The organism is Pseudomonas sp. FP215 (assembly GCF_030687795.1).
Lineage (GTDB): Bacteria > Pseudomonadota > Gammaproteobacteria > Pseudomonadales > Pseudomonadaceae > Aquipseudomonas > Aquipseudomonas salmasensis.
The window spans coordinates 3,367,103-3,389,036 of the sequence record NZ_CP117447.1 but is presented as its reverse complement, the minus strand read 5'-3'; the positions used below and the strand labels follow the sequence as shown (position 1 = coordinate 3,389,036).

The following is a 21,934-nucleotide window of genomic DNA, read 5'->3' as shown; positions in this document are numbered from 1 at the left end:
TTTCGCGAGCAAGCCCGCTCCCACACTTTGACCGAGTTCGGCCTCGCTCTGTCAGTTGTCGTAACCCAGGTTCGGCGCCAGCCAGCGCTCGGTCACGGCCAGGTCCTGGCCTTTGCGTGCGGTGTAGCTGGTGACCTGGTCCTTGTCGACCTTGCCCACGGCGAAGTATTGCGCCTGGGGGTGGGCGAAGTACCAGCCACTGACCGCCGCCGCCGGGAACATCGCGTAGTGCTCGGTAAGGAACACTCCGCTGCGCCCGGCCTGCATTTCGCGGGCCTCTGGGTCGAGCAACTGGAACAACTGGGCCTTCTCGGTGTGGTCCGGGCACGCCGGGTAGCCGGGGGCAGGGCGGATGCCGCTGTATTGCTCTTTGATCAGCGCCTCGTTGTCCAGTTGCTCGTCCTTGGCGTAACCCCAATGCTCTTTACGCACCTGCTGATGCAGCCATTCGGCGCAGGCTTCGGCCAGGCGGTCGGCCAGGGCCTTGACCATGATCGAGTTGTAGTCGTCGCCCGCGTCCTGGTAGGCCTTGGCGACTTCTTCGGCGCCGATGCCGGCGGTGGTGATAAAGCCACCGATGTAGTCGGTCACGCCGCTGTCTTTGGGCGCGACGAAGTCAGCCAGGGAGAAGTTCGGCTTGCCGTCGGTCTTGATGATCTGCTGGCGCAGGTGATGCAACCGGGCAATCGGCTGGCCGTCGTCGCCGTAGACTTCCAGGTCATCGTCCTGCACCTGGTTGGTCGGCCAGAAACCGAACACGGCGCGGGCGCTGATGAGTTTTTCGTCGATCAGCTTCTTGAGCATGGCCCGGGCGTCTTCGTACAGCGCGGTGGCGGCTTCACCCACCACTTCATCGGTGAGGATGCGCGGGAATTTGCCGGCCAGGTCCCAGGAGATAAAGAACGGTGTCCAGTCGATGTACTCGGCCAACACGTTGAGGTCGATATTGTCCAGCACCTTGGCGCCGGTAAAGGTCGGCTCCACCGGCGTGTAGCCGCTCCAGTCAAACTGCGGCTTCTTGGCAATGGCGGCGGCGTAGCTCAAGCGCTCGGTACGCGCGCTGCGGTTGGAGGTGCGCTCACGCACGTCGATGTATTCCAGGCGGGTTTTCTCGACGAAACCGGCCTTCAGTTCCTTGGACAGCAACTGCGTGGCCACGCCCACGGCGCGGGAGGCGTCGGTGACGTAGATCACCGCGTCATTGCTGTACTTGGGCTCGATCTTCACCGCCGTGTGCGCCTTGGAGGTGGTGGCGCCACCGATCATCAGCGGCAGGTGGAAGTCCTGGCGCTGCATCTCGCGGGCCACGTGCACCATTTCGTCCAAGGATGGCGTGATCAGGCCGGACAGGCCAATGATGTCGCATTTCTGCTCCTTGGCCACCTGCAGGATCTTCTCCGCCGGCACCATCACGCCCAGGTCGACGATGTCATAGCCGTTGCAACCGAGCACCACGCCGACGATGTTCTTGCCGATGTCGTGCACGTCGCCCTTGACCGTGGCCATGAGGATCTTGCCCTTGGCTTCTGGCTTGTCGCCTTTTTCCAGCTCGATGAACGGGATCAAGTGCGCCACCGCCTGCTTCATCACGCGGGCGGATTTCACCACCTGGGGCAGGAACATTTTACCGGCGCCAAACAGGTCGCCGACGATGTTCATGCCCGACATCAGCGGGCCTTCGATCACTTCGATCGGGCGCGCAAACGACAGGCGCGATTCTTCGGTGTCTTCGACAATGTGCGTGGTGATGCCCTTGACCAGCGCATGTTCCAGGCGCTTGTTGACCTCCCAGCCACGCCATTCCTCGGTTTCGGCTTCCTTGACGCTGCCGTCGCCCTTGTACTTGTCGGCAATCGCCAGCAGGGCGTCGGTGCCGTCCGGCGTGCGGTTGAGCACCACGTCTTCCACGGCGTCACGCAGCTCGGCCGGGATTTGGTCGTAGATCTCCAGTTGGCCGGCGTTGACGATGCCCATGGTCAGGCCCGCGCGGATCGCATGCAGCAGGAACACCGAGTGGATTGCCTCGCGCACCGGGTTGTTGCCACGGAACGAGAACGATACGTTGGACACGCCACCGGAGGTCAGCGCATACGGCAGCTCGTCACGGATATAGGCACAGGCGTTGATGAAGTCGACGGCGTAGTTGTTGTGCTCTTCGATACCGGTGGCGACCGCGAAGATGTTCGGGTCGAAGATGATGTCTTCCGGTGGGAAGCCGACTTCATTGACCAGAATGTCGTAGGAGCGTTTGCAGATTTCTTTCTTGCGCGCCTCGGTGTCGGCCTGGCCGGCTTCGTCGAAGGCCATCACCACCACCGCCGCGCCGTAGCGCTTACACAGCTTGGCGTGGTGAATGAACTGCTCCACGCCTTCCTTCATGCTGATGGAGTTGACGATGCCCTTGCCCTGGATGCACTTGAGGCCGGCTTCGATCACTTCCCACTTGGAGGAGTCGATCATGATCGGCACGCGGGAGATGTCTGGCTCGCCGGCGATCAGATTAAGGAAGGTCACCATGGCCTTCTTCGAATCCAACATGCCTTCGTCCATGTTGATGTCGATCACCTGGGCGCCGGCTTCCACCTGCTGCAGGGCAACTTCCAGGGCTTCGGTGTAGTTGTCTTCACGGATCAGGCGGGCGAACTTGGCCGAGCCGGTAATGTTGGTGCGCTCGCCGACGTTGACGAACAACGAACTGCGGTCGATGGTGAACGGCTCCAGGCCCGACAGGCGGCAGGCCTTGGGAATCTCCGGGATCGGGCGCGGTGCATAACCGGCCACGGCCTTGGCGATGGCTTCGATATGCCCAGGCGTAGTGCCGCAGCAACCGCCGACGATGTTCAGAAAGCCGCTTTGGGCGAACTCTTCGATGACCTTGGCGGTTTCTGACGGCAGTTCATCGTACTCGCCGAATTCGTTGGGCAGGCCGGCGTTCGGGTGCGCCGACACATGGGTGTTGGCCTTGTTCGACAACTCTTCCAGGTAGGGACGCAGTTCGCTGGCGCCCAGGGCGCAGTTCAAGCCCACCGAGATCGGCTTGGCGTGGGCCACTGAGTTCCAGAACGCTTCGGTGGTCTGGCCTGACAGGGTACGGCCGGAGGCGTCGGTGATGGTGCCGGAAATCATGATCGGCAGCTCGATACCGAGGGCTTCGAACACGCCTTGCACGGCGAATATCGCGGCCTTGGCGTTGAGGGTGTCGAAGATGGTTTCGATCAGGATCAGGTCGGCGCCGCCTTCGATCAGGCCCTGGGTGGCTTCGGTGTAGTTTTCCACCAGTTCATCGAAGGTCACGTTGCGGTAGCCGGGGTTGTTCACGTCTGGCGACAGCGAGCAGGTGCGGCTGGTCGGGCCCAGTACGCCGGCCACGAAGCGCGGCTTGGCCGGGTTTTCGTGGGTCTTGGCGTCGGCCACTTTGCGCGCCAGGCGTGCGCCTTCCACGTTCAGTTCATAGGCCAGTTCTTCCATGCCATAGTCGGCCATGGAGATGCGTGTGGCGTTGAAGGTGTTGGTTTCCAGAATGTCGGCGCCGGCGTCCAGGTAGGCCTTCTCGATGCCGCCAATCACGTCGGGGCGGGTGAGCACCAGCAGGTCGTTGTTGCCCTTGACGTCGCTCGGCCAATCGGCGAAGCGTTTGCCACGGTAGTCCTGCTCCTCGAGCTTATAGCTCTGGATCATCGTGCCCATGCCACCGTCCAGGATCAGGATACGTTCCTTGAGGGCGTGGTGAAGGGCTTGCAGACGAACGCTTCGGTCGGACATGGGACTACTCTGGTCAGGCATTTCGGAGGGCGTGAATCATAACAAACCTGCGGGCTTTTGGAGCATGTAGAGGTTTTGCATGAATATCGCTCATGTTGCTGGGGTGCATGGCCCGGTAGAATCACGCCACTTCAAACACCGCACGCCTTGAATCGGGACCGGATACATGTCACTTCGTTTAATCGTCAGCGCCGTCCTGGCCTTGATAGCCAGCAGCGCTCAGGCGGAAGGTCCCGCTTCGGCGATTTCCTACACCCGCGACATCCAACCGATCTTTACTGAAAAGTGCGTGGCCTGCCATGCCTGCTATGACTCCGCCTGCCAGCTCAACCTGGGCAGTGCCGAAGGCGCAGCGCGGGGCGCAAGCAAAATGCCGGTGTACGACGGCGAGCGCAGCCAAGCCACGCCCACCACCCGTTTGTTTTATGACGCTTTCGGCAAACAGGCGTGGCAGCAGAAGGGCTTCTATTCGGTACTGGACGCCCAGGGCAGCCAGGCTGCGTTGATGGCGCGCATGCTGGAGCTGGGGCACAACGCACCGTTGGCGCCCAATGCCAAGCTGCCCGACAACATTGTGCTGGGGCTCAACCGCGAGAACATGTGCGCGACGCCCGGCGAGTTCACTGCCTATGCCGGTGCTCACCCCAAGGAAGGCATGCCGCTGGCCGTCACCGGCCTGACCGACCAGCAATACCAGACCCTGCAACGCTGGCTGGCCTCCGGCGCGCCGATTGACGAGCAAGGCCTGGCACCGAGCGCCAGGGAAGCGTTGCAAGTGCAGCAGTGGGAAAACCTGTTCAACCAGCCGGGCGCCCGTGAAAGCCTGGTGGCGCGCTGGCTGTTCGAGCATTTGTTCCTGGCGCATATCTACTTCGAGAACGGCGAGCCGGGGCATTACTTCCAGTGGGTGCGATCGCGTACGCCCAGTGGCCAGCCGATTGACCTGATCGCCACCCGTCGCCCCAATGACGACCCAGGCACCCAGGTGTATTACCGTCTGTGGCCGGTGCAGGGTGTGATCGTGCATAAAACCCACATCACTTATCCGTTCAGTGCCCAGAAGATGGCGCGGATCAAGGCGCTGTTCTACGGCGGCGACTGGCAGGTCACAGCCTTGCCAGGCTACGGCCCCGGCAGCCGTGCCAACCCGTTCGCGACATTCGAAGCGATCCCGGCCAAAGCGCGTTACCAATTCATGCTCGATAACGCCGAGTACTTCGTGCGTACCTTCATTCGCGGGCCGGTGTGCCGTGGGCAGATCGCCACGGACGTGATCCGCGATAACTTCTGGACGCTGTTCCAGGACCCCGACCACGACCTGTACATCACCGATGCGCGTTATCGCGGCCAGGCCACGCCGTTGCTGGCCATGCCTGGGCAGAATGACGACGTCGGCAGTGTACTGAGCCTGTGGCTGGCGTATCGCGACAAGCGCAACCAGTACGAAGCCCTGCGCCGCGACAACTATGCAGACCTGCCGGCGCCGAGCTGGTCGACATTGTGGGCGGGCAATGACAACGCCTTGCTGAGTATTTTCCGCCATTTCGACAGCGCCTCGGTGACCAAGGGCCTGATTGGCGAGGTGCCGCAAACGATGTGGTTGTTCGATTACCCACTGCTGGAGCGCACCTATTACCAGTTGGCGGTGAATTTCGATGTGTTCGGCAACGTCTCGCACCAGGCCCAGACCCGGCTGTATTTCGACCTGATCCGCAACGGCGCCGAGCAGAACTTCCTGCGCTTGATGCCAGCGGATACCCGCGAAGACTTCATGGACGACTGGTACCAGAACAGCGGCAAGCTCAAGTTGTGGCTGGACTACGAGGCGATTGACGATGACAAGGCCAGTGGTTTGCACCTGAGCGAGAAGGACCCCAAGCGTGACTTCGCCGACCAGTTGCTGACCCGCTACGGCCATTTGAACGCCAGCCCCGACCCGATCAACCGCTGCAGCGGCGCGTTCTGCTCCCGCGACGGCATCGACCCGGCCTTGCAGGATGCCGAGCAAGCCCTGAGCCGCCTGACCTCTCGCCCGGCGGCGGGGCTCAAGGTGATCGAGCAATTACCCGAAGCCACCATGCTGCGCATCGAAACCGCCAGCGGCAAGCGCGAGGTCTACAGCCTGCTGCGCAACCGTGCCCACAGTAACGTGGCGTTCCTGCTGGGTGAGGCGTATCGCTATCAGCCGGGCCTGGACACAGTGACGATCTACCCAGGCGTGCTCAGCAGCTACCCGAACTTCATGTTCAATATCCCGGCCCGGCAAGTGCCTGAGTTTGTCGCGCAAATGGAGCAAGCCAAGGACGCCAAGAGCTTCGAGAAAATCGTCGATCGCTGGGGTGTACGTCGCAGTCACCCGCTGTTCTGGCAGTACTTCCATGACTTGTCGCGGTATATCCACGAAACCACGCCGGTGGAAGAGGGCGTATTGGACATGAACCGCTACGAGAACCTATAACTACCGCTATTGATCCGGTCATTTCTCCATGCGGGGGCTGAAGCAGTCGGATATCTACCTACGGATTGGAAAGGGGATGCCGATGTTGATTTCAGTGCAGTTGCTACGCGCGTTGGCGGCATGGCTGGTTGTGGGGCACCACGTTATGCAGCTGTTTTTCAACTTCGAGGTCCACAACGCGTTGGAGGACCTGTTAGTCGAAAAGGGCGGCGCTGGCGTGGATGTGTTCTTCGTCATCAGCGGCTTGGTGATTTTCCTCGCAACTGCCGATAAAGCGCTGACACCTTGGCGTTTCATGCTGATGCGCGTAGCCAGGATTGCGCCGGCCTATTGGTTCTATACCGTACTGTTGGCCGTGCTGGCGGCGGCCATGCCTTCGATGTTTGCAGACGTTGAGCTCGAACTCGGCCATATACTCCTTTCAATGCTCTTTATCCCAGCGCAAAACCCCGCGGGCTATGGCGTCTATCCCTTGCTGGACGTGGGCTGGACGCTGAATTTCGAGATGCTGTTCTACTGTCTGTTTGCGGCTGCCTTGTTAGTGGGGCAAGCCTATCGGCTATGGGTGGTGGCGGTGTTGCTGTATCTGCTGTGTTACGTCATTGGCCCCGCCTTCGATTTGGCCGATGGGTTTTACCGTAATGACATTGTCCTGGAGTTTCTCATGGGCGTGGCGATCGGCATGCTGTATCGCCGCGGCCTGTGCCGGGCCAGGCCGTGGTTGGCGTTGCTGGGGATCATGGCGGCACTGGCGGCGATCTATCACGGCGCGGATGTCCCCCGTGCGTTGGAATGGGGCCTGCCCAGCGCTGTGCTGGTGATCAGTTGTGTGGCGCTGGAGCCGTATTTGCGCGGCTCGCGCGTTATAAAAATGCTGGGGGATTGTTCCTACTCGGTGTACCTGCTTCATGTCCTGGTGCTGTGCGCGGGGCGCTGGGCCATCGAGCAACGTGGGGTAGACCCCTACACCATGGTGCCTGTGTGTATCGTCATCATTGCGCTGGGCGCATTCGCCAGCTACCACGTGTTGGAGAGGGGCACGCACCGCAGGCTCAAACGCTGGTTTGGCATTGATGACGCGATACCCTCTCGGCAAGCTCATTAGGGCTGAGTTTCAGGGCCTCATGTACTTCCAGTAGGCTTTCCCGTAATCCATCAGCAACTCGGTCCCGGCAGGGATATCTCGCCAAGCGATTAAAAACACCATGTACTTGCCTACATACAGGGCGCCGACATTTTCAATGCCGACATCGGGCAGGTTCGGCACCTTGACCGCATTGATCAGGCTCAGCGTACTGCTGTTGCCGTGGCCGCTGATGGTCGCGCCTTGGGTGTTGGTCTGGAATAAATACGTACCGACGGCCGCCTCGCCTTTTTCGAGAATCTCGGCATTGATCGAGGCTTGATCCCGATGCAGCTTGCCGGTGTACGGCCCAAGGACATCGAAGCGCTTTATATCGGTCTTGGCCACCACCGACAGGCCTCGCTCCGGGCCATTTGCCAGTTTCTTGACCTCCAACAGCCGATCAAGGCGGCGATGATGGCTGCCCTCCTTGGAGATCCATTCTCGGATACTTTTGGTCGCAGCTTCTTTGACTTCGACGTGTTGCAGGCCAGTGAACTCGTCAAAAAAACGGTTGGCGTCGGTAATCTCGATGGTGTGCAGCGGGCCTTCAAGCTCGAGGGTCAAGCTGCGCCTGACGTCGGTCGGATCTTGCAAAATTGCCGCGTTGTTGTTGATTTTATGATCAAAAGAGCCTGTGATCGAGGTTGATCGGCGCCGCGTGGGTGGGGTGTTGTCTTCCAGGCGCGGGCGTTTTGAACTGCCTGCGGTAGGGGGCGGTGCAGGCCGTTTCCTGGCGACCGGCTGGTCCAGCGGGCTTCTTTGTCCGAACAGCCACATCTCCCGACCTGCGCGGGTCATGCTGCCATTGTCATTGACGTAACTGCGCCATATCACCGGGTTGAGGTTTTTGGCTTCGACAAACGAGAGCATCGAGACCCGTGAATTGGCAGCGTTGTAGTGTTTGTTCCAGGCTTTCAAGTGCTCGGGCGTCAGCACATCGAAGTCGCCGCCGCTGGCATACTTGGCCAGCACCTTGCCTGCCGCCCGGTAGCTGCCGTCCAGGTTGACATGCTCGGCAAAGTCCACCGGGTCAAGGTTGTGGTCGGCGGCGAAGCCTTCAAGGGTGAGGCTGTTGCGCTCACGTTGGGATACCTTGCTCCAGCGCTCCAGGTGGTCGTAGGTCACGCTGGAACGGGCGGTTCCCACACGGTCGAGCATCTGTTGGCCTCTGCGCGTCAGGGTGTTGCGGCTGTTGACGAACTGGCGAAATGCAGTGGGGTTCAGGTTGTAAGTGCTGACGAAGGTGTCCATGGTTTTTTTCAGGGCCTCTTCGCTGGCCTCGGTCCATTTCAACAGTATCGATGGCGTTACCACGTTGGATGCATCCGGCGCGCCGCCTGCCAGTTTGATCTGGCTTGAGTACCAGTGACCGGGCTCGACCGAGGACAGCGTGATCGATAAGTCGCGGTTGGTCTTTGGATTGACCAGTACGATCGAAAAGCTGTTGTCGGCGCCTGCGGCGGTCTCCTGAATAAACCCGTAGGAATTGTCGCGTACCTGGTACACCGCGATCTTGCCCTTATCATCGATATTGCAGATGAACTTTTGATTGTAGTCCGCTCGGGAGAAGAGGCCGCGAGCGTCGGGCGTCAGGCCCCTGATCAATTCGGGGTCGACCGCGTATCGACGGATCAACGGGCTGCTGTTGCTGATGACTGTGATCGGCTCTCGATAACGTGGCCCGAAGGCGGTATTTGAGGCGGCGTCGATCAGGCGATAATCGGGGGCGTCGAGGCTGCCGACGTTACGCATCGGGATATTGGCAAAACCGTCGACAGTAAACAGTCGATCGCCAGCCAGCAGCGGCTTCCAACTGTCAGGATCGACCGAACGCATGTGCCTGGCGGCGATTGTCCCATCGCGCAGTTGGGCGATGCCCCGTTTCGTCTGGCGCATCAGTTTGTGACCCAACTTGAGCATGCCCATGCGCGCCAGCCGGAGCAGGCTGGGCAGGGCGGCCAGGGGGTTGAATTCCTGCAGGGTGGCAATCACCAGTTTTCCCGTGAGTTTCGCCAGTTTCGGCATCGCCAGGCGCAGCCCGGTTTTGCCCGCCTGGATGAGCAGGCGGGTAGAGCCGGCCACATACCGACCCACCGGCAATGCGAAAGCCACGATGTCGATGAACAAGCTGGCGACGCCGGATTTGATGCGCTGGGGATCGCCGGAGGCGATGTCTTCGATACCGGCCCAGAACGGGACAAATATCTTGCCCCAGAACGCCAAATCTTCGAGTACCTCTGCGCCGATGTCCACTTCGCGTGTGTCTTTGCGGGTTTTTTCCAGCAGGGCTTCTTCGTCGCAAAAAAACAGCTCGCGGGCGATCATGCTCGCCAGCGCTTCACTGCGTGGCGCATACAGCGTGTTGGGCGCGAACGATGAGGGGCGCGATGTGTGCGAATCGATGCCAGGCAATGTTTCGCCGACTTGTTCAACGATCATCTCGGCCTTTTTGCCGCGCCTGGGCGCTTTGTTCTCGCGGTAGGCCTCGCGATCAAAGGGCACTTCGGTGGCCAATCTGTATTTGCACCAACTCATGGCGTCACGCAGTTCGACCACTTTGCCATTGAGCGGCAGGGTATCGATATCGCCACGTCGACGAATCACGCCGGCGAGGGGGAACACCTCGACGTAGAGGGCGCTGAAAGGATCGCGAGCCTTGACGATGCGCAGAATAAAACCCGTGCGGTAGCGAACGGCATCGGCCTTGCGTTTGGTTTCATATTCGATGGGCACCTTGTTCAGGGCCTCTCTCAATGAGTACACCGTGATTTCGTCCCGGTCCACATCCAGGGTCCAGCTACCCAGATGGGCAAGCAGGGACTGGATCAGTACCTTATAGGCGTTTCTCGGGCGCTCAAGGGCTTCACGGAAGGCTTTGTCGTACTCCGCGTCCGACGCCGAGCGCCAACGGCTGGGCAGATGGAGCGCAAGGTTCTGGACCGCGTTGAACACCTCATACTCATGCTGTTCCAGCGCGGTGACGGCCTGAGCGAGCTCCTCGCGGGAGTGGCCCGACTTTCGGCTGGCAATCAGGCCGTTGGCCTGCGCCCATTGCACGGTAGGGCCCAGCTTGGCCGCCGCGACCAGAGCCTGTTGTTTGACGTCATCGCCGCTGGCACGAAAATGCTCCGCCGTCAGGTTGAGCAGTTGCTCGAAGCTCATGTGGCGCGATGAGCCGGGCGCAAGTGTTTCGGCCAGCAGAAAACCGCTTCTGAAGTTGACCCAGGTACTGGTGGCGGCGTAGGGCAGGTCATCGGGAATATCGGCCACCCATACTTCGCTGGCGACATTGGCCTTGACCACGCACATGGCCAGTTGCGCCGCGTCAGTGCTGATCGACAAGGTGTGGTGATACTGGCTGATCAGGTCTTGGCGGACCGACTTGTAAGACGCCCCAGGCGTGATGAATAACTTCAATTCGTTATCCAACGTCGAGCGTGGGTTGGGGATGATCGTCAGCCACAGTGCGCGCCACAGCAACTTCACCAGCACCGGTTGTGGGCAGGTTTGCGCCTTTTGGCTGCCGTACCAGTCCAGCGCCTTGGCGATACGCTCGGCCAGCGCCAGGTTGCTCGGACTGTTGAGAATCTGCTCAAGCAAGACCGTCGGCGTGGTGCTGAGCATGGCCTGCTGTGATGAGGAAAAGGTCGGCGGCAGCACGCATTGGAACAGTGATTTACGGGTGTGTGTCTGGATCTCTTGGATAACAGACTTGATCTTTTTGTCAGCAGGCGCATCCAGTAAATGCTGCAGATCGCTGATGCTGCCTTCGTGGCCGAGTTTTTTCAGGGCGCAGTGTTCCTGCAAGCCATAAAGAACCGATTTCCACTGTTCGCCGGTTTTTGGATGGGACGGGAGGATGGCGTAATACTTGAGCACCAGGTCGAGCCGTACCGAACCGTCACTTTTAAGACCATTACCCACGCGCCGGTTGATATCCAGCAACACATCGACGTCGATGTACCAATAGGTGGGCACATGGCGCAGAATCACCGAACGGTCGGCGATGCTGAACGTTTCGGGAGGGTCGGGTACCGGCGAGCGGGCGCTGCTGAGTAGGGTGGAGAGCAGATCGTAAAGAAAGTCCCGGCCTAGCAGAGAATTATCCGGTTCAGGCTTGTCCCGCAGGAACTGCTGAAAGTCTTCATCGGCTTCCAGTTTTGCCAGGACCCGTAAGGCTTCCTTGCACTCGCGATTCAGCTCGGACTGCGGGGGAGGGTAGTAGTACACCTCGGCGGCGGTTACTGAACGTGAAATGTGCGCCGTCACGAACTCAATCAGATGGTCCAGGTGCGCTTGCTGTTCAGGCAAGCCGTTGAAATAGAAACTCTGCAACGCGTTGTTCATGCAATCCTCACAATCCTTGGTCGAAGAGGATTCACTATATTCAGCGCGGTTTTGCAGGTGGCCTACATAGGTAGGCATAGGTTTTCGCAGAAACCGGTAGGAGCGCCAGCGGGTTCGGTCAGCAGGATCAGGTCTTTCCCGACAAAAACACTCGGACTTTGTACCTGGGTAATAATTTGGCGTAAACTGCGGGCAAGCCTGTGAGGAGTTTCCATGACTGCCATAACCATTACCGACGCCGCCCACGATTACCTGGCTGACCTGCTGTCCAAGCAGAACACCCCGGGTATCGGCATCCGCGTCTTTATCACCCAGCCTGGCACCCAGTACGCCGAGACTTGCATTGCCTACTGCAAGCCCGGCGAAGAGAAGCCTGAAGACACCGCCCTGGGGCTCAAGAGCTTCACCGCCTACATCGACGCGTTCAGCGAAGCCTTCCTTGACGACGCCGTGGTCGACTACGCCACCGACCGTATGGGCGGCCAGTTGACCATCAAGGCCCCCAACGCCAAGGTGCCGAACGTCAATGCCGACAGCCCGGTCAATGAGCGCATCAACTACTACCTGCAAACCGAGATCAACCCTGGGCTGGCCAGCCACGGCGGCCAGGTGAGCCTGATCGACGTGGTGGAGGACGGTATCGCCGTGTTGAAGTTCGGCGGCGGCTGCCAGGGCTGTGGCCAGGCGGACGTTACGTTGAAGGAAGGTATCGAACGCACACTGCTCGAGCGCATTCCTGAGCTCAAGGGCGTACGTGACGTGACCGACCACACGCAGAAAGAAAACGCCTACTACTGAGTAAGGTGTTCACTGCGAACATAAAAAAACGGCGCCCCGTGAGCGCCGTTTTTTATGCTTAAAATTCAGTAGCTTGGGAAATATATCTAACAAAGCGGATCAGTCGGGGGAGCTGGCTGGCCCGCGATAGCCTAAGGTCTCTAAACAATTTCGCAAGTTTGTAGCAGCCGACACTCTAACCACGATGCGAAGCGAGCCGCTCTTGATCTTGATCTGCTTGTGATCTTGATCTCAGGCGCCCCGTTAAACCACGCTGGCCGGAATTCGACAGGGATTTGGGGGGTAAACCGGCAGGGATGCCGGTTTAGCCGCCCCGCGCCATGGATGGCGCGTGGCGGCGGCCCCCCAAATCCCTGGCGGATTACGGGCACACCGAGCCTAGGCGAGGTGCCGAGTGGTGGGGCAAGAGCGTTTTGCTTACTTTTGCGCTTTTCAAAAGTGAGCCGCCGTCAGGGCGGAACCCTAAGTGGCCGTTACCGCAGCAATGGATATGTACCCAATCCAACTGTGTTGACTGCCAGGCCGCCTTCGCGAGCAAGCCCGCTCCCACAGTTGGCTTTCGGAGCGTCCGGTGGATATGCACTGACTGTCGGATCGTCACGGGAGCAAGCTCCCTCGCCACAGGTTCAGCGCCGCACCAGCGCTGTATAGCTAACTACGCTGCGATGGCTCTAACCGCGTTAAGTGTGTTTCTTCAGGGCCGATAGAGGTGCGCATGCCCCGCGCGGTACAGCGACGACTCACTGAAACTATCACTGGCCAACACCCGGCCCACCACAATCAATGCCGTACGCCGGAACCCCTTGGCCGCGACTTTCTCGGCAATGTCACTCAGCGTACCCACCACCCACTCCTGATCCGGCCAGGTCGCCCTGTGCACCACGGCAATCGGGCAGTCCGCGCCATAGTGCGGCAGCAGTTCGGCGACGATCTTTTCCAAGTGATTGACCCCCAGATGAATCGCCATGGTGGTGCCATGCCGCGCCAGGCTGTCGAAGTCTTCACCGGGGGGCATGCTGGTTTTATCGGCGTAACGGGTCAGGATCACGCTCTGGGCGATGTCCGGCAGGGTCAGTTCGGTCTCCAGCAAGGCCGCGCACGCCGCAACCGCCGTCACTCCTGGAATGATCTGGAACGGGATGCCCAGCTCACGCAAATGGCGGATTTGTTCGCCAATCGCCCCATACAAGCTGGGGTCGCCGGAGTGCACCCGCGCCACATCCTGGCCTTGGGCATGGGCCGTCTTGATCAGCTCGATGATCTGCTCCAGGTGCAGTTCGGCGCTGTTGACCACCTGGAGCGCCTGGTGACCTTCCAGTACGGCGGCGGGCACCAGCGAGCCGGCGTAGATGATCACCGGGCAACTGCGGATCAGCCGCTGGCCCTTGACGGTGATCAATTCCGGGTCGCCGGGGCCGGCGCCGATAAAGTAGACGGTCATGGAGAAGTCCTGTTGAAAAACGGGCGAGCATGAAGATTGCTCATGATCGAAAGCGGCAATTATCGGGATTTTAACCTGCGCAGGCCAATGCAAGGGTGGCCTGTGCGCTTTTCTGGCGAGTGATCAGCAGGCGCGCGGGGCCATTGGACAGGTGCTCGGCCAGGGCCAGGGCGGTGCTTTCGGCCACGCCGTAACAGCCGGTGTGGGCAAAAGCCAGCGCAGAGCGATGGCTCAGCCGATGCTCATAGCCCACCAGTTGTTCGGCACTGAAACACTGCAAGGGCAGGTTCAACCGCTGGGCCAGCGCCAGCAGGCCAGGCTCATCGCGTTTGCGGTCAATGCTTGCCAGCGCAGTCACGCGTGAGCGCTCAATGCCGGCCTCGGCCAGGGCGCTGTCCAGCAACGCCAGCAGGCTGTGAACCTCACAGCCCCGCTGGCAGCCAAGCCCGACAACCAGAATCATGCCGAGTATTGGTCGTCGCGATTGCGGCGAAACAACCAGGTGCTGATCAGGCCCAGGGCCAACCAGAAGGCCACGTTGGTCAATTGCGAGGCGATCTTGAACTGCGCTTCGAGCGCCTCCGGAGCCAGCATCGAATGCACTTGCGGTTGCGGCGCGCCGATGAAGTGGGGCACGGCAAGGATCGCCAGCCCAAGGCCTTTCAATAGCCAATTGCGGCCGAATACGATCAGCGCCAGGCCGGCGGCGGTCGATGCTGCAGTGCCGATCCACCAGGTCTGGCGCAGCGTCAGGTCAGCGGCCGCGGTACCGGGCAGTTCCGGGGGCAGGCCCAGGGTGGGCGCCAGTACAAAGGTCGCGTAGCCGGCCAGGCCCCAGAGCAGGCCTTGGGCGGTGCGGGTCGGCGCGCGCAGCGTGTAGAGGCCGGCGAGCATCAGCGCAAAGCCTACTGCCACTACCAGGTTGCCGCCGGTGGTGGACAGCACGCGCTGCCAGCCATCTTCCGGCTCCCAGGCTTGGGCGTCGTGGGTGTGGGCTGCGGCGCCAGCGGCGTGCTCATGCGCCACTTCGGCGGCTGGCGGGGCTTTTTCATAGCTTTCCGCCTGCAGAATCAGCGGTGCCACCCAGAAACTTTGCAGCAGGGTCAGCAGCAGGGCCGCCAACAGCCCGGTGAAACCTGCGGTTTGCGCAATACGCTTGATCATGTCGGCAGCTCTCAATGGCACGGGAACGCGGCGCTGTGGCGGGTATCGTGGGCGGCGTTGTGCACCGCCTCGATATGCGAAAACCCGGCGAAATACACCAGGCACGCGCCCAGGATCGACGCGCCGATGGCGGCGGTCAGGCGTTGGCTGAGGGTGGCGGTGCTAGTGGCGGAGTGCGAAGTGCTGCTGATGATCGACATGGCGCGTCCCTTTCAGGTGTCAGGGTGAAACGAGCGCATGAAGACCCCACGCGCCAGGCACGCAGGGTTCGAACAGCGCCCGCCCACCGCGGGTTTGTTATCTGATTTTTTCGGGCCGGTCTCCGGGCTTGCGAGGGGCGGCTCTTGAAAGAGGCCTCCTGAAAGCGTCGCCTTCCCATGCAAACGCACAGTGGCCATGACGCTTCGCTCGCTTACCGTTGCGGGGGCAGCACCGGACTGGTCATAGGTCTATGACGCACCGGTTTCCCGTTTCACCCTGTGAAGGGCACCCGAAACAAGAGGTGTAGGAGAGCATGGGCCGGGGACGGTAGTCAAATGCTGCAAGCCCCTGTAGCCTTGCACCCTCGAGGTTCTTCGGCCCAGGCCGAAGCTAAGAAGGGAACGCGGTTCAAGCCGCGGCTGCCCCCGCAACTGTGAAGGGTTCAGTTGACTGCCACGCCACTGCCGATAGGGCGGGAAGGCGCAGTCAGCGTTGGTCGCAAGACCTGCACACCCCAAGCCAGGAGACCTGCCTCGCGACTGATTTTCCAATTCAACCGGGCGGGGTGATCCGGTGACGAAATCCGCTGCTGCGCGCCGCCGCAGGGCCTGTCGTCCCGTATGCCCGCCCCAAAGGGCATCCGATGAAAACACTGGCCAAACTTCCCGTCACCATCGTTACCGGCTTCCTCGGCTCGGGCAAAACCACGTTGTTGCGCCATATGCTCGACAACGCCCAGGGCCGTCGCATTGCGGTGATCGTCAACGAGTTCGGCGAGCTGGGCATTGACGGTGAAATCCTCAAGCAGTGTTCTATCGGTTGCACCGAAGAAGAAGCCAATGGCCGCGTCTACGAGCTGGCCAACGGTTGCCTGTGCTGCACCGTGCAGGAAGAGTTCTTCCCGGTGATGCGTGAACTGGTCGCCCGTCGCGGTGACCTGGACCATATCCTCATCGAAACCTCAGGCCTGGCCCTGCCCAAGCCATTGGTGCAAGCCTTCCAGTGGCCGGAAATCCGCAGCGCCTGCACCGTTGACGCGGTGATCACCGTGGTCGACAGCCCGGCCGTGGCTGCCGGCACCTTTGCCGCCTTCCCGGACCAGGTCGACGCCCAGCGCAAACTTGACCCCAACCTGGACCACGAATCGCCGTTGCACGAGCTGTTCGCCGACCAGTTGGCCAGCGCCGATCTGGTGATTCTCAACAAAACCGACCTGATCAGCGCCGAAGACCTGGCCCGTGTGCGCCTGGAAGTCGCCGAAGAACTGCCGCCCGCGGTGAAGATCATCGAAGCCAGCAGCGGTCGCCTGCCTCTGGACGTGCTGATCGGCCTGGGCGCTGGTTCCGAGGAGCATATCGACGGGCGTCACAGCCATCACGACCATCACCACGAAGGTGAAGACGACCACGATCACGATGCCTTCGATTCCATCTCCATCGACCTGCCCCAAGCCGATGAAGCGCTGTTGCTCGACGCCCTGACCCAATTGGTGGTGCAGCACGGCATCCTGCGTGTGAAAGGGTTCGCCGCAATCCCGAACAAACCGATGCGCCTGCTGATCCAGGGCGTGGGCACGCGCTTTGACAAGCACTTCGACCGCGCCTGGGGCGCTGACGAAGCACGCACCACGCGCCTGGTGCTGATCGGCCAGGAACTGGACGCCGTGGGCCTTGAAGCGCAACTGCGCGCCGCCCTCAGCGTTTAACCATGCACCTGCTCAGGACCCAACCCGGTGGTTTCGTCGCGGACGACAATATTGCCGACCTTGGCCAGACCCCCGCTGAACTGGTGATCCTGTGCAGCGGCGATTCCAGCCTGGCGCTGCTCGCCGAAGCCGCCCAGCAATTGCCCGAGGACTACCCCAGCCTGCGCCTGGCCAACCCGATGCAGGTGCAGAACCATGCCTCGGTCGACCTGTACGTCGACGAGGTATTGCGCCACGCCAAGGTCATTCTGCTGTCATTGCACGGCGGCATCGGCTATTGGCGTTACGGCATCGAGCGCCTGGTGGAGTTGGCCGAACGCGGCGTTACCCTGATCCTGGTGCCGGGTGACGACCGCCCCGACCCGGAACTCAGCGGCCTGAGCAGCGTTGCTGCCGAACACCGCGAGCGCCTGTGGCACTTCCTGCGCCAAGGTGGCCTGGGCAATGCCCTGGATTTTTACCACTGCCTGGCCAGTGCCCACCTGGGCCGCGACTATGCCTGGGCCGAGCCGCAAGCGCTGCCACGCACGGCGATCTATCACCCGCACACCGCCAATGCCCGCCTCAATGACTGGCAGGCCAATTGGCACGCCGATTGGCCCGTGGCTGCGGTGCTGTTCTACCGCTCCCATTTACAGGCGGCCAATACCGGTTTTATCGATGTGTTCTGCCAGCGCTTACAAGCGGCGGGCCTCAACCCGTTGCCGATTGCGGTGGCCAGTTTGAAAGAGCCCGGCTGCCTCACGGTGGTCGAGGACCTGCTGGATGACGTGCAAGCCGCGGTAATTCTGAACACCACCGGCTTTGCCCAATCGAGCCCGGAAGCCCCGCATTTACGCCCGTTTCGCCGCAATATCCCGGTGATCCAGGCGATCTGCGCCCAGGACAACCAACCCGGCTGGCAGGCCAGCGAACAAGGCCTGGGGCCACGCGACCTGGCGATGCATATCGCCTTGCCGGAGCTGGACGGGCGCATCATCAGCCGGCCGATCAGTTTCAAGGACCTGGCCTGGCGCAGCGAGCGCAGCCAGTCGGACGTGGTGTGCTACCGCGCAGCGCCCGAGCGCATGGATTTTGTCGCAGAGCTGGCACGCCGCTGGGTCGAGTTGGCGCGGGTGCCCAATGCCCAGAAACGGATTGCGTTGATCCTGGCCAACTACCCGACCCGCGACGGTCGCATCGGCAACGGCGTGGGCCTGGACACCCCGGCGGCGGCGCTGAATATCCTGCGCGCCTTGCAAACTGAAGGCTACCCGGTGGCGGATGTGCTGCCCGACAGTGGCACCGCGCTGATCCATGAACTGCTCGGCGGCGTCACCAACGACCTCGACAGCCTAGACCTGCGCCCTTGCCATCAAAGCCTGGGCCTGGAGGAGTATCAGACGATGTTTGATCGCCTGCCGGCCTCCAATCGCCAGGCCGTGCTAGAACGGTGGGGCGCGCCACAAAACGATCCGATGTGCCGCGATGGCCGCATGATGATCGCTGGCCTGCGCCTGGGCCTGACCTTTGTCGGCATCCAGCCGGCCCGGGGTTACCAGGTGGATGCCAGCGCCGTGTACCACGACCCGGACCTGGTACCGCCCCATGGCTACCTGGCGTTCTATTTCTGGCTACGCCATACCTACGGCGCCCACGGCGTGATCCATGTGGGCAAGCACGGCAACCTGGAATGGCTGCCCGGCAAAGGCGTGGGCCTGTCGGAGCACTGCTGGCCGGATGCACTGCTGGGGCCGCTGCCGAATATCTACCCGTTTATCGTCAACGACCCGGGTGAGGGCGCCCAGGCCAAGCGGCGCACCCAGGCGGTGATCATCGACCACTTGATGCCGCCGCTGACCCGCGCCGAAACCTACGGCCCGCTGCGTGACCTTGAGTTGCTGGCCGACGAATATTACGAAGCGCAATTGCTCGACCCGCGCCGTGCCCTGGAGCTGCAAAAAGACATCCTCAAGCTGGTGCGCGAAACCCGTATCGACCAGGAGTTGGAATTGGGCAGTGAGGCGGACGCGGCGGTGTGGCTGCCGCGCCTGGATACCTACCTGTGCGACTTGAAGGAATCGCAGATCCGCGATGGCCTGCATATTTTTGGCGAGTCGCCCGAGGGCCGTTTGCGTATCGACACCTTGCTGGCGCTGTTGCGCATTCCCCGTGGCGATGGCCGGGGCCCGCAGTCGAGCCTGCTGCGCGTGTTGGCCAAGGCGTTCGACCTGGGGTTTGATCCGCTCGATTGTGCACTGGCCGAGCCCTGGACGGGTCGGCGCCCGTTGGTGTTGCAGAAGATTGACGATCAGCTGTGGCGCACCGCCGGGGATACCCGTGAACGTCTGGAGTTGTACGCAGCGCGCTTGATCGAGCAGGCATTGGAAGGCCCCATCGAGCAGTTGGAAGAGCCCGGTTGGCACGAGGTGAAGTCGGTGATCGAAAGCCTGCGCATTGTCGTCGCGCCACGCCTGGATGCGTGCGGCCCAGCGGAGATGCGCGGCTTGCTCGACGCCTTGACTGGGCGCTTCGTCCCAGCGGGGCCCAGTGGCGCGCCGAGTCGCGGTCGGCTGGATGTGCTGCCCACAGGGCGTAACTTCTTTACCGTGGACGTGCGCAACCTGCCAACCACCACGGCCTGGCGCATCGGGTTTCAGTCGGCCAATCTGATTCTTGAGCGGCACCTGCAAGACCACGGCGACCATCTGCGCCAGCTGGGCCTGTCGGTGTGGGGCACTGCCACGATGCGCACTGGCGGTGACGATATTGCCCAGGCCATGGCGCTGATGGGCGTGCGCCCGGTATGGGCCACCGGCAGCCAGCGGGTGGACGACTTTGAAATACTGCCGATCAGCCTTCTGGACCGTCCGCGTGTGGACGTGACCCTGCGCGTGTCCGGGTTCTTCCGCGATGCGTTTGCCAACCTGATCCGCCTGTTCGATGCGGCGGTGCAGGCGGTGGCGGCGCTGGATGAACCCGACGACATGAACCCGCTGGCCGCCAAGGTGCGCAGCGAACGCCAAGCGTTGCTTGAGTCGGGCCTGGATGAAGCTGCAGCGGCCAAGCAGGCCGGCTGGCGCATCTTTGGCGCCAAGCCGGGCGCCTATGGCGCAGGCGTGCAGGGCGCGATTGACGGGCGCTTGTGGCAGAGCCGCGAGGACTTGGCCGAGGTCTACCTGAACTGGGGCGGTTACGCCTACGGTGGCTCCGATGAAGGCACCGCAGCCCGCGAGCAATTTGCCCAGCGTTTGAGCCAGGTGCAGGCGGTGTTGCAGAACCAGGACAATCGGGAGCACGACTTGCTCGACTCCAACGACTACTACCAATTCCAGGGCGGCATGCTGGCCGCCGTGGAAACCCTGAGCGGTGACAAGGCCGCCAGCTACCATGGCGACCATAGCCAGCCTGACTTGCCGAAAATCCGCACCTTGAAGGAAGAGCTCAACCGGGTGATCCGCTCCCGTGCGGCCAACCCCAAGTGGATCGAAGGCGTGAAGCGCCATGGCTATAAAGGCGCGTTTGAAATGGCCGCGACCGTGGACAACCTGTTCGCCTTCGACGCCACCACCGCGCTGATTGACGACCACCAATACGCCTTGCTCGCCGATGCCTACCTGCTGGACCCTGACACCCGTGCCTTTGTGCAACAGCACAACCCCGATGCCCTGCGCGACATGACCGAACGCATGCTCGAAGCCCAACAACGTGGCTTGTGGCAGGCACCGGGGGCGTACCGCGAAGCCTTGGAAAACCTATTGCTGGACATAGAAGAAGACAGCTGAGTGATCGTTCCCACGCTCCGCGTGGGAATGCAGCCCGTGACGCTCTGCGTCACAAAAACGGACGCCGAGCGTCCAGCGAAGCGTTCCCACGCGGGAGCGTTGGAACGAGCTATTAAGAGTTGACTATGACTGATACTCCCCATTTCCCGCTGTCCGCCGTGGTCGGCGCTGATGACTTGAAGCTGGCGCTGTGCCTGGCCGCCATCGACCCGAAGATCGGCGGCGTGCTGATCGAAGGGCCACGGGGCATGGCCAAGTCCACTCTGGCCCGTGGGCTGGCGGACCTGCTGGCCAGCGGGCAGTTTGTGACCTTGCCCCTGGGCGCGACCGAAGAACGCCTGGTCGGCACCCTGGACCTGGACGCTGCACTGGGCGAAGGCCGCGCACAATTCTCCCCCGGCGTGTTGGCCAAGGCCGATGGCGGCGTGTTGTACGTGGATGAAGTCAACCTGCTGGCCGACCACTTGGTGGACTTGCTGTTGGACGTGGCCGCCAGCGGCACCAACCTGATCGAGCGCGACGGGATTTCCCATCGCCATGCGGCGCGCTTTGTGCTGATCGGCACCATGAACCCGGAGGAGGGCGAGTTGCGTCCGCAGTTGCTCGACCGCTTCGGCTTCAACGTGGCGTTGAGCGGGCAGACCTTGCCCGCCGAGCGTGGGCAGATCATCCGTCGCCGCCTGGATTTCGACACCGACCCAGCGGCGTTCTGCGCGCAGTGGGCGCCAGCCCAAGCCGCCTTGCGCGAACGCTGCACCCAGGCGCGGGCACGGCTCGACAGCATCGCCCTGGATGACCAGGCGCTGGCCCTCATCACCGAGCGCTGCTTTGCCGCAGCGGTCGACGGCTTGCGCGCCGACCTGGTCTGGTTGCGTGGTGCCCGTGCCCATGCGGCGTGGCGTGGTGCGGCCGCTATCGAGCAGGAAGATATCGATGCGGTGGCAGAATTTTCCTTGCGCCATCGTCGTCAGCAACAGACTCCGCCAGGCGCGCCGCCCCAGCCGAATGACGGGCCGTCGTCGTCACCCTCTGACACCTCGCCCGGGCAAGGCCAATGGGGCGATATGCCCGCACCCGCCTTGCCCACGGGCGCTCGCCGCGATGTACCCACCTGGCCAAAAAAGCCCTAGGCATCCGCCCCCGACCTGACGCGGGGGCGGATGCCCGG

At 61.8% G+C, this 21,934-nt stretch carries 12 protein-coding genes and 2 riboswitches; of the genes, 6 read left to right on the top strand and 6 right to left on the bottom strand.

The annotated features are described in order from the left end of the window. Window positions 1–51: 51 nt before the first annotated feature. A complete protein-coding gene (gene metH / locus PSH76_RS15240; protein ID WP_098951803.1) occupies window positions 52–3,762 on the bottom strand; it encodes a methionine synthase in 3,711 nt (1,236 codons plus the stop codon). Between the two features lie 166 nt (window positions 3,763–3,928). On the opposite strand from metH, the gene PSH76_RS15235 reads away from it, so the two are divergent. Continuing rightward, window positions 3,929–6,220, top strand: a complete 2,292-nt coding sequence (locus tag PSH76_RS15235; protein WP_305492476.1) for a fatty acid cis/trans isomerase — start codon at window positions 3,929–3,931, stop codon at window positions 6,218–6,220. 82 nt (window positions 6,221–6,302) lie between these two features. Next, window positions 6,303–7,325, top strand: a complete 1,023-nt coding sequence (locus PSH76_RS15230; RefSeq protein ID WP_305494467.1) for an acyltransferase — start codon at window positions 6,303–6,305, stop codon at window positions 7,323–7,325. Window positions 7,326–7,334: 9 nt separating this feature from the next. Here PSH76_RS15230 and PSH76_RS15225 read toward each other — a convergent pair whose 3' ends face one another. Beyond that, window positions 7,335–11,693, bottom strand: coding sequence for an SET domain-containing protein-lysine N-methyltransferase (locus tag PSH76_RS15225; protein WP_305492475.1), 4,359 nt, complete (start codon window positions 11,691–11,693; stop codon window positions 7,335–7,337). A gap of 213 nt (window positions 11,694–11,906) precedes the next feature. On the opposite strand from PSH76_RS15225, the gene nfuA reads away from it, so the two are divergent. Further along, on the top strand, window positions 11,907–12,491 hold the full coding sequence (nfuA, locus tag PSH76_RS15220; protein WP_032892187.1) for a Fe-S biogenesis protein NfuA: 585 nt from the start codon (window positions 11,907–11,909) through the stop codon (window positions 12,489–12,491). A 694-nt stretch (window positions 12,492–13,185) separates the two neighbouring features. Here nfuA and cobM read toward each other — a convergent pair. The 4 genes from cobM to PSH76_RS15200 form a co-directional block, all read right to left on the bottom strand. Continuing rightward, window positions 13,186–13,932 carry a precorrin-4 C(11)-methyltransferase gene (cobM, locus tag PSH76_RS15215; protein ID WP_069558666.1) on the bottom strand — a complete coding sequence of 249 codons (747 nt, stop codon included), beginning with the start codon at window positions 13,930–13,932 and terminating at the stop codon, window positions 13,186–13,188. 70 nt (window positions 13,933–14,002) lie between these two features. Continuing rightward, window positions 14,003–14,395, bottom strand: a complete 393-nt coding sequence (locus PSH76_RS15210) for a cobalamin biosynthesis protein (protein WP_278917784.1) — start codon at window positions 14,393–14,395, stop codon at window positions 14,003–14,005. Beyond that, complete coding sequence (locus PSH76_RS15205) at window positions 14,392–15,096, bottom strand: CbtA family protein (protein WP_305492474.1); 705 nt, start codon at window positions 15,094–15,096, stop codon at window positions 14,392–14,394. Before PSH76_RS15205 ends, PSH76_RS15210 begins: the two co-directional genes overlap by 4 nt. An 11-nt stretch (window positions 15,097–15,107) precedes the next feature. After that, window positions 15,108–15,296, bottom strand: coding sequence for a CbtB-domain containing protein (locus PSH76_RS15200; RefSeq protein WP_032892180.1), 189 nt, complete (start codon window positions 15,294–15,296; stop codon window positions 15,108–15,110). Between the two features lie 95 nt (window positions 15,297–15,391). Beyond that, window positions 15,392–15,605: riboswitch (cobalamin riboswitch) on the bottom strand. A gap of 42 nt (window positions 15,606–15,647) precedes the next feature. Further along, a riboswitch (cobalamin riboswitch) is annotated at window positions 15,648–15,848 on the top strand. A gap of 92 nt (window positions 15,849–15,940) precedes the next feature. On the opposite strand from PSH76_RS15200, the gene cobW reads away from it, so the two are divergent. The 3 genes from cobW to PSH76_RS15185 all read left to right on the top strand — a co-directional run bounded on the left by cobW (window position 15,941) and on the right by PSH76_RS15185 (window position 21,896). Beyond that, window positions 15,941–17,002: a cobalamin biosynthesis protein CobW gene (gene cobW, locus PSH76_RS15195; RefSeq protein ID WP_278917785.1), complete on the top strand. Its 1,062-nt coding sequence runs from the start codon at window positions 15,941–15,943 to the stop codon at window positions 17,000–17,002. 2 nt (window positions 17,003–17,004) lie between these two features. Beyond that, the gene (cobN, locus tag PSH76_RS15190; protein WP_305492473.1) at window positions 17,005–20,766 is read left to right on the top strand and encodes a cobaltochelatase subunit CobN; all 3,762 of its coding nucleotides are present in this window, start codon (window positions 17,005–17,007) and stop codon (window positions 20,764–20,766) included. Between the two features lie 125 nt (window positions 20,767–20,891). Beyond that, window positions 20,892–21,896, top strand: a complete 1,005-nt coding sequence (locus PSH76_RS15185) for an ATP-binding protein (protein WP_305492472.1) — start codon at window positions 20,892–20,894, stop codon at window positions 21,894–21,896. Window positions 21,897–21,934 lie beyond the last annotated feature (38 nt).

Bases quoted from the DNA above. Each gene is read 5' to 3' on its own strand.
- PSH76_RS15230 (WP_305494467.1), top strand. From the start codon at position 6,303: ATGTTGATTTCAGTGCAGTTGCTACGCGCGTTGGCGGCATGGCTGGTT.
- cobW (WP_278917785.1), top strand. From the start codon at position 15,941: ATGAAAACACTGGCCAAACTTCCCGTCACCATCGTTACCGGCTTCCTC.
- PSH76_RS15235 (WP_305492476.1), top strand. From the start codon at position 3,929: ATGTCACTTCGTTTAATCGTCAGCGCCGTCCTGGCCTTGATAGCCAGC.
- cobN (WP_305492473.1), top strand. From the start codon at position 17,005: ATGCACCTGCTCAGGACCCAACCCGGTGGTTTCGTCGCGGACGACAAT.
- nfuA (WP_032892187.1), top strand. From the start codon at position 11,907: ATGACTGCCATAACCATTACCGACGCCGCCCACGATTACCTGGCTGAC.
- PSH76_RS15210 (WP_278917784.1), bottom strand. From the start codon at position 14,395: ATGATTCTGGTTGTCGGGCTTGGCTGCCAGCGGGGCTGTGAGGTTCAC.
- PSH76_RS15200 (WP_032892180.1), bottom strand. From the start codon at position 15,296: ATGTCGATCATCAGCAGCACTTCGCACTCCGCCACTAGCACCGCCACC.
- PSH76_RS15185 (WP_305492472.1), top strand. From the start codon at position 20,892: ATGACTGATACTCCCCATTTCCCGCTGTCCGCCGTGGTCGGCGCTGAT.
- PSH76_RS15205 (WP_305492474.1), bottom strand. From the start codon at position 15,096: ATGATCAAGCGTATTGCGCAAACCGCAGGTTTCACCGGGCTGTTGGCG.
- metH (WP_098951803.1), bottom strand. From the start codon at position 3,762: ATGTCCGACCGAAGCGTTCGTCTGCAAGCCCTTCACCACGCCCTCAAG.
- cobM (WP_069558666.1), bottom strand. From the start codon at position 13,932: ATGACCGTCTACTTTATCGGCGCCGGCCCCGGCGACCCGGAATTGATC.
- PSH76_RS15225 (WP_305492475.1), bottom strand. From the start codon at position 11,693: ATGAACAACGCGTTGCAGAGTTTCTATTTCAACGGCTTGCCTGAACAG.